This window comes from Vibrio sp. A11 (assembly GCF_013048705.1).
GTDB classification, from domain to species: domain Bacteria; phylum Pseudomonadota; class Gammaproteobacteria; order Enterobacterales; family Vibrionaceae; genus Vibrio; species Vibrio metschnikovii.
Genome location: NZ_VHSI01000076.1, coordinates 1 through 586, shown reverse-complemented (window position 1 = coordinate 586; position 586 = coordinate 1). Strand labels below are relative to the sequence as shown.

Annotated in this window: 1 pseudogene; it reads left to right on the top strand. The window is 43.2% G+C overall.

The window, feature by feature from the left end:
• Positions 1-129 precede the first annotated feature (129 nt).
• Positions 130-378, top strand: a pseudogene (locus tag FKQ60_RS17385) (GNAT family N-acetyltransferase); the annotation flags it as partial.
• Positions 379-586 lie beyond the last annotated feature (208 nt).

Genomic DNA, 586 nt, shown 5'->3' with positions numbered 1-586 from the left:
ACCCTTCTTACTCAGCTGCCATACGCTGAAACTCTTGAGCAAATAGAAGCGTTACTGCCTTGGAACTTGGCTAAAGACTAGATCGTTGTGGTTGGGCGATGAGTTATGTCGAGAATTAAGCGCTTACCGTCTGGCGGACTCATTGCTCGCTTAGCTATCGATGAGCGCTATAAAGGTAAAGGATTTGGAGAGTGGTTACTTATCGATGCTCTACGAAAACTACTAGCCGCTAGTGATAGCGTGGCATTCCCCGTCGTTATTGTTGACGCAAAAGATGGCGCTAAACATTTCTATGAGCGCTATGGTTTTAAAACGTTTCAAGATGCAGACAATAAGCTATTTATCACCATTTCAGATATTAGGGCAAGTTTAGGCTAGTATTGCTAGCCTTTAGCAAGCTAACGCCGCGTTAAGGGGTGAGCAACGCAACGACCAACTCACCGCATTACACTAAAAACTAATAAAATCAACGCATAACGAAAATGCTACGCGTTGCGAATCCCTCTTGAACGCTTTGTTATGTGATTTTGCGCTTGAGCTCCATTTCTTGCTCTTTGAACAATACATAATCACTAGCTTTTCTACT